This is a genomic window from Bacteroidia bacterium (assembly GCA_026932145.1).
Lineage (GTDB): Bacteria > Bacteroidota > Bacteroidia > J057 > JAIXKT01 > JAIXKT01.
In genome coordinates, this window is record JAIXKT010000046.1 from 1 (window position 1) to 9,752 (window position 9,752).

Sequence of the window (9,752 nt, forward strand, 5' to 3'; positions counted from 1 at the left end):
CGGGAGAAAATTTGGGCTTTTTTAAAAATTTAGAGGTTATGCAACACGCTCAATTCGTATTTTTAGGTTGAAAAATATTGTAAGAATTAAGCAAGAGGTCTAATATAGATTTTTGCTATAAATGCTATTGAGGAATAGCATATTTTTGCCGGTAGGCTTGTAGTGTATTTTGGAGTAGAGAGGCTATTGTCATGGGTCCAACTCCTCCGGGGACGGGAGTTATTGCGGCGGCTATTTGGCTTACTTCTTCATAACAAACATCTCCAACTAAGCGGTTAGTGCCGTTAGGATTGGTTATGCGGTGTATGCCTACGTCTATCACAACGGCTCCCTGTTTTAGGTGGTTTCCACGGATAAACTCGCATTTGCCGGCAGCAGCAATGACTATATCTGCACGCTTTAAATGATACTCTAAGTCAACGGTTTTGCTGTGGCATAGTGTTACGGTTGCATTTCCCGGATAGGTATTACGAGCTAATAAAATGCTCATAGGAGATCCCACAATATTGCTTCTACCTACCACAACACATTCTTTTCCGGTAGTTTCAATCTTATAGCGCCGTAAAAGTTCAATAATTCCGGCTGGTGTAGCCGGCAAAATTGCCGGTAGTCCTTTTGTCATCCTACCAATGTTGATGGGGTGAAAGCCATCAACATCTTTTTCATAAGAAATCTGTTCAATGATACGATTTTCTGAAATGCCCTTTGGCAAGGGTAGCTGTACCAAAATGCCATCAACAGAAGTATCAGAATTTAGTGTGTTTATTAAGCTAAGAATCTCTATTTCGGTACATTCAGCCGGTTTTTGGTACAAAGAAGATTGAATACCGACTTTTTGGCAGGCTTTTATTTTATGTTGAACATACGTTTGGCTTGCTGGGTCATTACCGACCAAGACTGCTGCTAAATGCGGGGGCGGCAAATGAAACCGTTGGGTTAGTTCAAGTACTTCATTAGCAAGTTCTTGTTGAATTTCTTGGGAAACTTTTTTCCCGTCTAAGAGAGTCATCGGGATATTTCGCGTGCTTGACCGGGTTCAATCCATTCTACAACACAGCCAGCAGAGGCAAAAGCGGCACGGGTAACCGGCATATCAACCACAATAAAGCCAAAGGTGTTATAGTGCATTGGTATAATCCGTTTGCAAGCAATAAATTCTGAAGCTATTATAGCATCCGTTGTGTCCATAGTAAAGTTATTTCCGATAGGTAAAAAAGCTATATCTAATTTATATCGTTTGGGAATCAACTGCATATCTAAGGTTAGCGCAGTATCTCCGGCATAATAAAAGCATATTTCGGGTGTTTCTATCACGAATCCCATTGGGTTACCGGCATACGTTCCATCCGGTAAACTGCTGGAATGTTGGGCAACTACACATTTAACAGTTCCAAAGTCAAATTGCCAAGAGCCACCGGTATTCATCGGATGGGTGTTAGTAATTCCCTGATTCTGAAGCCAATTATGGATTTCCCAAGAAGAAACCACCTTAGCTCCGCTGCTTCGGGAAATCGAAACTAAGTCTGCAACGTGGTCTTCATGGCCATGGGTAACCAAAATATAATCCGGACGAATAGCGTCAATATCTACTTCTTTACCTAACGGCGATATAAATGGGTCAAATAATAACTTGACACCGGAAATTGTTACCAAAAAGCAAGCGTGCCCGTAATACAAGACATTCATAACGTCAGCTTTAGAATGATAATGTAGTTTAAAATAATTTTATGATAGATTCTAAAAAGGTGATTTCGTCTTGTAATGCCTCTATAAGAATTTGCATTTTAGCACGTTTTGTATCTGGGCGGTGGATATTTCTGATTTCAACTTGTCGAAAAATCTTACTGTAATCTGAGTAGTAATCGTTGTAGTATGGAGTGCTCATGGTTTGGGTAAACTGAGAGCGCAGAAGATCTAAGCTACTTGCCCGCCAAGCTTTAGATTCTAACTCATAAGCCTCTACGTTTTTAGCATCGGTTATGGTTTTTAACAATTCTTTTCCTGCATTTAAGTTAGCAGTCAGTTTTTGCTTAACGTCCTCACCTTGGACACCGCTGGATAGTTTTGAAATAATCGTTTTCATAATAAATAGTTGAAAAATTTAGATTTTAGCTGCATCCCATGCTATTTCCGCAGTTTAAGCATTTGTAACAAGTTCCGTTTCGGATTGTGATATGGCCGCATACATTGCAAGCCGGAGCATCGCCCATTAAACTGCCTAAGAATTCTTGGGTAGATTCAATTTTGGCACTTTTTAGGTTGCTAAGTTCGGGCATTGCTGTTTTGGGTGATGTAATTGATTCATTAGAAGGTATGTTTTGTTCTTCTTTTTCAGTAGGTTTGATAGTTCGAGATCCGGGAACCTGTACTAAGTCATCTCTATCTAAGTATTCAAAAGCGAGTAGGCGGAAAATGTAATCTACCAAAGAGGTAGCGTACTTTATGTTTTCATGCTCTACCATTCCGGAGGGTTCAAATCTGGTAAATGTAAATTTATCTACAAATTCTTCGAGGGGCACTCCATATTGTAAGCCGATGGAAACTGCGATAGCGAAGCAGTTCATAATACTGCGGAGGGTAGCACCTTCACGGTGAATGTCTATGAAGATTTCGCCAAGTGTTCCGTCAGCATATTCGCCGGTTCTTACAAATATAGTTTGCCCGCCTACTTTTGCTTTTTGGGTAAATCCGTTACGTTTATTGGGTAGGGATTTTCTCTCTACAACGCGGCTTAACTCGCGTTTAAACTGGGTGTCTGGCGAGGCTGCGATAATCCTTTTGGCGGCTTCTAAAACCTCTTCGGCGGTTAGATTTTCTAAGGTGAGTTCTCCTTTATTGCCAACAATTTTTTCTACAACATTGATTGTATCTGATTCTGATTTTTTGTCAGATTTATTAGAAAGTGGTTGGGAGAGTTTAGAGCCATCTCTGTAAATAGCAACTGCTTTTAGGGCAAGTTTCCAGCTTAATTCGTAGCAATCTTGAATATCTTTACTGGTGGCTTCATGGGGTAGGTTAATAGTTTTAGATATTGCTCCGGAGATGAAAGGCTGTACAGATGCCATCATTCGGATATGGCCATGTGGGTGGATAAATCGAGTTCCCTTAGAGCCGCAACGGTTTGCGCAGTCAAATATAGGATAATGTTCAAGCTTTAAAAATGGTGCTCCCTCAATAGTCATTGTTCCGCAGATATATTCATTGGCTGCGTCAATTTGAGATTTAGAAAACCCTAGTTCTTTAAGTAGTTCAAAATCAGCTTTGTTATAACGTTCTGAGGGGATGCCTAATCGCTTGTAAATATCTTCTCCCAAAACCCAGACGTTGAAAGCAAAGCTAATATCAAAGGCAGCCAGCAAATTGCTTTCTATTTTTTGGATGTCGGCATCACTGAATCCCTTGTTTCTCAATGTTCCGGGGTTTATGTAAGGAGCATTTTTTAGTGTAGCATAGCCTTTTGCGTAGTTGATGATAGCTTCTATTTCGGTTTCCGGGTAGCCTAAGTTTTTTAGGGCTACGGGAATAGCTTGGTTAATTATTTTGAAATATCCTCCGCCGGATAGTTTTTTGAATTTTACGAGGGCGAAATCCGGCTCTACTCCGGTAGTATCGCAGTCCATTACCAAGCCGATAGTTCCTGTTGGAGCTATGACGGTAGTTTGGGCGTTTCGGTATCCATGCATAGAGCCGAGCTGTAATGCTTTATCCCAAGCGTTGCAAGCGGCAGTGAGTAAATATTTGGGGCACTCTGTTTGGTCTATACCATTTGGTTTGATAGATAGTCCTTCATAAGCGTCAGAGGCATTGTAGGCTGCATATCGGTGGTTATTCAGCACCCGCAGCATTTGGTTTCTGTTGGGCTCGAACCCTTTGAATGTTCCCAAGCAAGCGGCTAATTCTGCTGAAGTTGCGTATGCAGTGCCGGTCATTATGGCAGAAATTGAGGCAGCGATGGAACGTCCTTTTGAACTATCGTAAGGAATGCCGGAAATCATCAACATAGTACCTAAATTTGCAAAACCTAACCCCAGTGTTCGGTATTCATAGGACAGTTGGGCTATTTCTTGGGAAGGAAATTGAGCCATTGTTACCGAAATTTCCAGTACGATAGTCCAGAGGCGGGCTGCGTGTTCAAATCCCTTTACATCGAAAGTGAGGGTTTCTTCATCAAAGAACTTTCGTAGGTTTATGGAGGCTAAATTGCAGGCGGTATTATCTAAAAACATATACTCGCTGCATGGATTTGATGCTCGGATTCTGCCGGATTGGGGGCAGGTGTGCCATTCATTGATGGTTGTGTCATATTGGACGCCGGGGTCGGCGCAAGCCCATGCCGAGTCGGCAATTTTATCCCAAATTTCAGTTGATTTGTAGCGTTTTATTACTCTTTGGTTGGTTCTGGCGATACATTCCCAATCTCCACCTTTTTGGAGGATTTCAAAAAAGCGGTTTGGGATTCTGACAGAGTTATTGGAGTTTTGGCCGGAAACGGTTTTGTAGGCTTCTCCTTCGTAGTCTGAGGAGTATCCGGCGGCGATGAGGGCGGCTACTTTTTTTTCTTCTTCGGACTTCCACGTGATGAAGTCCATGATTTCGGGGTGGTCTAAGTCAAGGCAAACCATTTTGGCAGCTCTACGGGTAGTGCCGCCGGATTTTATTGCGCCGGCTGCGCGGTCGCCTATTTTCAGGAAACTCATCAGGCCGGAAGAATGCCCGCCTCCACTTAGCCCTTCGTTTTCGCCGCGTATGGTAGAAAAATTGGTACCAACACCAGACCCATATTTAAAAATTCTGGCTTCACGAACCCATAAATCCATGATTCCGCCTTCGTTCACTAAGTCGTCTTCTACAGATAAAATAAAGCAAGCATGAGGCTGCGGATGTTCATAGGCATTAGCAGATTTTGTAACTTTCTCTGTGTTGGGATCTACGTAGTAGTGCCCTTGTGAAGGGCCGGTTATACCATAAACTTCATGTAGTCCGGTATTAAACCATTGTGGGGAATTAGGAGCTGCCATTTGGGTCAGCAGCATATACACAATCTCATCGTAGAAAGTAGTGGCATCTTCGGGAGAGGCAAAGTAATTATAGCGAACTCCCCAATTTTTCCAGCATACTGCGATACGATGAACTACTTGTTTAATGGAATTTTCACCGCCGGTTGATCCGTCCGGCAGGGGCACTCCCGCTTTCCGAAAATATTTTTGGGCTAATATATCGGTTGCTACTTGGCTCCATGATTTTGGGACTTCTACGTTTTTCATTTCAAATACCGCATCACCCGCCGGATTTCTGATAATGGAAGTCCTTAATTCATACTGAAACATCTCAAAGGGGTTTTTTCCTGATTCAGTAAAATGGCGCTGTATTTTAAGCCCAGATGATTTCGTTTTTTTAGAAGCTTTCATTGGTAATACGGGTTACTATCCTGTGTTGTACGTTTTTTTAACGGGTTAGGTTCATGATATAATTTCTATATCAGGAAAGCAAAGATAGTACGTTGTTTTTGGACGATTTCCACAATTCATAAACAAGTTATACCAACGTGGGCATCCAGATTCAGGGGGCTAACCCTATTCGTAGCGAATGGGTTTTCCGTTAGTTTCGTGTAATTTATTTTGGGCGTAAGCTAATTTTCCTTGCACAAATACGTATTCTATACCGAAGGAATATTGATTTGGATTGGAGACGGTAGCTTTTCCGTTAATTTTTTTGGGGTTAAAGAGGGTAAGGTCTGCGTAATTTCCATGAGCGAGTATAGCGCGTTGTTGGTGGTTAGTAGGCAATAATTTGGCTGGCATTTGGGTAACTTTTGCGAGAATATCTTCAAGAGGCAAGCCGATTTTAAGGCCGTGGGCAATAGCGGTGGAAAAGCATCCGGCTCCTCGCGGGTGTGAATTGGCTAACACACTTTTTTCTATTCCGCCGTCAGAGGCAATCATCGAAAAAGGCTCTCGTAAAGCTAAATCTATGGTTTTTTCTAAGGGCATTGTTCCTTCTGGAACAGCAACTAAAATTCCTGCTTGCTTACGATATTTAGCAAAACTGGCTTCATTTAAACGCTCTCCCGTACCCACAATTGTTAAATCTTGATATGTAAGCCCAAAGCGCTGTTGCCATCCGGGGTCAAAACGCTTACTATGTAGGTATGTTGCCCAAAATGAATATGGATATACGCAGGTGGTGATATTTGCCCCCTTAGAAATAGCTTCTTTGATTTTTGTCAAAGCTTTTTCCATCTGGAAGGTGCCACCGGTAGAGTGTAGGTGGTCAATATGTAGATGACAGCACGTTGTTAAGGCGATTTTTAGGGCTTCATCAACGCCCAGTAGTTCTTGTTCAGCCGAAGAATAACGCAGATGTAAACAAAACGGACGTTTGTATTTAGCTGCTATCTTCCCGTATTGGATTAACTCGTCGTAGGGAGTTGGCTGGTATTCAATGCTATGGGATACGCCTAAGGATTTTCCTTTTTCTAATGCAGTTTCTACGGCGTATAATCTTTGTGGCAAAGTGGGGTATCGGTTACGAATGTTCATAACCTTTGTAGATACTCCAAAATGGGTATAATGAGGTAAAACAGAAAATTCTTGATAATAATTTTGTGGATTTTCTGCTCCTCCGTGCATCTGTAAGGCTGCCGTTACACCGTCAGAGATTTTATATTCTTCTACAATTTTATAGGTTTGTCTGGGTGAAGCTGAGTTATCTGTTAAAATATCAATAAAGCCCGAACTCAATACTAAACCTTCTCCCGAAATGGTTTTTTCTGCCGTAATTGGTTGTTCAGAAATATGATACGTTCCATCTGCCAAGATTCCGATAGTTCTTTTTTGCCAAGAATTATGGATAAACAGTTGGCAATTTTCTATTGCGTATGTGTAGTTAGGGAGCCGCTGGCTAAGTACACGAGGGGCTAAGAAGCTAACTCCCAAAGTAGCTAAAAAATCACGGCGTGTCATTCTGTTGGCATTTTGTCAGTACTTTGGGCTAACTTAAAATAAAATACCGATAGAAAAACCGGGTTGAAGCATTATTCCGATGCGGTAAGAATTTATCGGGATTGGCGGGTGAGATAGATATTTTTTCCCGTTAGCATTGGAGGTCAGAACCCCTCCGCCTAAGTATAAATCTATACTAAATCGTTTTTCGATAATAGCATTGTAGCCAAATATAACGCCTGCTGCTACTGCTGCTGCTTGATAGTTATCCTCCTTCGTGAACGGAATGCCCGTAACGACATCTAATTCCTGACTTGCTGCCGTAAAGGTGGCAAACCGACTTGCCAAAAATGGAGAGGCATAAAAAGAACCGGGAATAGCAGTGTTTTCAGACTTAGCTGCCTCCGAAGATACATAAAAACGTGGCTGTATCTCAACATAAAGTTCTCGAAAATTATAAATAGTCGTTTTTAAAGACTGATTTAACCAAAAAGAAGTATTACTATAGTAGTGGGATTCTTCGGTTAGAGAATAACTAACATTAATATTCAAACTTTTATTGGAGCTATAAGCACGCTCATAGCCAAGTTTAAAGCCGCTATAAAAAAAAGCAAATGGATACCATGAAACCCTATTCTTAGAAGTAGGTAGTTCTTTAATACCTCTGGTTCGGTAATATTCATCTAAATATCCGCCGGATTCGCTTTGCCGAGAGTTAGCATTTTTATTTCGTAAGGTATCCGGCTGTTGTGAAAAAACAAAGCAACTAATAGATAGGAGGCAGATAGAAAAAAATGCTTTCATTGAGCAAAAGTATAAAAAAGCATCAATAATGTAGATTGATAGTTGTTGAAAAAGCTGATAATAAACGATAATTAAGCAACAAGCCGCGTTTGTAAAAACGCGGCTTGTTTTTCAGAAGGCTTCTTTGTTTAATCTTCGACCTGAACTCCGGCTTGTTTAAGCCATTCATTTCTGAGTTCAAGGCGGTTTTTGTTAAAGATATGCATTTGGTCTGCTGTAAGTACCGTTCTGAATTCAACGACCAAAGCGGCATTTCTTTTTTTCCGAGCGTCAGATAGCGCGTCTTTATTTCCGCGGCTTGCTTTAAAGTCTGTATCACGCTGCTTTTCGCTGGCCAGCACAATATCCCGAATCTTAGGTTCTTGTGCTTGTGTAAGTGTTAAACGATTCTTCAATACAGAAACAATGAAGTTGGTACGTTCCTCTGCAGATTTGTCTGCAAAACGTACTTTTTTGGCAGGTTGAGCAAATACGGCTACACTCCAGCAAAGGGCGATGGTCAATAAGGACACGCGATTTAAACTAAAAATTAATCCTAACATAAGTAATTGGTTTTAAGTTAGTATCAATATCGCAAAAATCATACCGCATTAAGGTGTAACCTTTAATTTTTTGAGAATATCTTTAGGAACACCATTAATGTTTACCATGAGGCAAGTAGTTTTGTATAGCACAAAGTTTCGAGAGGCATAGAAATAGCCATTTAGATCGTTATCAGCACTTCCCCATGAGTTTTTTACATAGTAATATTTCTGATTATTTTGGTCTTTGGCAAGGCCTACGATGTGCATTCCGTGGTCATCTTGGGTTTGGTAGTTATCAAAAGCGAGTTGGCGTTTTTCTTGGGTAATTTCTTGCTCGGTAGCGGGTTTTTCAAAGGCGGAAGCTCTTTCTGATTTGGATAAATCTTCCCAGCCGGCAGGTGGAACTATCGCAAGCCCGTCAGAAAACGAAAACCCTTTTTCGCTTACATCACTTGCCCAAGCTATAGAATAGTTATTTTTTAAAGAATATTCTAAAATCTGCTCTAAATCTGAAAGCGGAACGTTATATACCTGACCCCACATCCAATTATCGGGAATTTCTATAACGAAACTGCTATAAAACGGGTGGTGGGTGAAAGAAGAAACTTCTATGTAATTTTTAGCTTGAATTCCTAAGTATTCAGCGAAGGATTTAGGCGTATAGGTTTTCCCTTTGTAGGAAAAGTTGGCAGGTACTTTACCCAAATAGATGTCTAAAATGGCATTAAAGCCAATTTTCCAATCCGGGTTAATCGGCCCATTATCATTTTTTATGATCGCATCAAGATAACTTTTAAGTACATTATCCATATCTGCGTGATTATGTTTTTTTTGCCCGTTTACAAGTCCAGTATATTCTTCGTTAGGGACAATTCCAAATTCGTCAATGATTGCTAAAACATCATGAAAAGCTCCGCCGGCAGCAAAGTTGATATGTCCATGCATTCGTACATATTTTTCGGCTTTTTTTAGATAAACGTTCCGTACAATAAACATTTCTGACAAATCAACAGGTTCTTTACCGGAACGGATAATTTCTGACTCAAAGAAAGAAAGTGTAGAAAAACTCCAGCAAGTACCGGTTCTACATTGGTCTTTAACAGAGGTATTACCGACTTCTACTTCGCTGGTAAATGTGTAGCCACCATTTTTCTTGTTTGTTCGCGTAGTTTGGGTAAACCCCTGAACAAATAAACTACTTCCCCCAAGGAGAAGAAGCCCAATCTTGAAAATATTTTTAAACTGTATCATTGGGCAAAATTAACCGAAAAATGAATAAACAGCCGCATATAGTTTTATTTCAATAAGCCATTTCAATTGTGGTTCAGAAAGTATGATGAAGTTTTTGGCAATAAGGACTAACTTTATTGTCTATGCCAGAAGCCAAACTAAGGGTTACTTACCCTCATTGCCAAAGCACAAAAATAGCTAATGTTAGGTTAAATATGTTATGACGCATATATTTCGTATCTTTACAAAAAAA

Annotated in this window: 8 protein-coding genes; all 8 read right to left on the minus strand. The window is 40.6% G+C overall.

Annotated elements, in window-relative coordinates; all coding sequences use genetic code 11:
- Positions 1-124: 124 nt before the first annotated feature.
- The 8 genes from folD to LC115_10670 all read right to left on the minus strand — a co-directional run bounded on the left by folD (position 125) and on the right by LC115_10670 (position 9,520).
- Positions 125-1,009, minus strand: coding sequence for a bifunctional methylenetetrahydrofolate dehydrogenase/methenyltetrahydrofolate cyclohydrolase FolD (gene folD / locus LC115_10635; protein ID MCZ2357119.1), 885 nt, complete (start codon positions 1,007-1,009; stop codon positions 125-127).
- A complete protein-coding gene (locus LC115_10640) occupies positions 1,006-1,686 on the minus strand; it encodes a metal-dependent hydrolase (protein MCZ2357120.1) in 681 nt (226 codons plus the stop codon). The genes folD and LC115_10640 overlap by 4 nt, the downstream gene beginning before the upstream one ends.
- 28 nt (positions 1,687-1,714) lie before the next feature.
- Entirely contained in the window at positions 1,715-2,083 is a 369-nt protein-coding gene (locus tag LC115_10645) for a hypothetical protein (protein ID MCZ2357121.1), read from the minus strand.
- Positions 2,084-2,108: 25 nt separating this feature from the next.
- The gene (locus tag LC115_10650) at positions 2,109-5,408 is read right to left on the minus strand and encodes a vitamin B12-dependent ribonucleotide reductase (protein ID MCZ2357122.1); all 3,300 of its coding nucleotides are present in this window, start codon (positions 5,406-5,408) and stop codon (positions 2,109-2,111) included.
- 165 nt (positions 5,409-5,573) lie between these two features.
- Positions 5,574-6,962, minus strand: a complete 1,389-nt coding sequence (locus LC115_10655) for an amidohydrolase family protein (GenBank protein MCZ2357123.1) — start codon at positions 6,960-6,962, stop codon at positions 5,574-5,576.
- A gap of 33 nt (positions 6,963-6,995) precedes the next feature.
- A complete protein-coding gene (locus LC115_10660) occupies positions 6,996-7,745 on the minus strand; it encodes a DUF3575 domain-containing protein (GenBank protein MCZ2357124.1) in 750 nt (249 codons plus the stop codon).
- A 128-nt stretch (positions 7,746-7,873) separates the two neighbouring features.
- Positions 7,874-8,287, minus strand: a complete 414-nt coding sequence (locus LC115_10665) for a hypothetical protein (protein ID MCZ2357125.1) — start codon at positions 8,285-8,287, stop codon at positions 7,874-7,876.
- A 48-nt stretch (positions 8,288-8,335) separates the two neighbouring features.
- Entirely contained in the window at positions 8,336-9,520 is a 1,185-nt protein-coding gene (locus LC115_10670) for a C1 family peptidase (protein ID MCZ2357126.1), read from the minus strand.
- Positions 9,521-9,752: the final 232 nt, after the last annotated feature.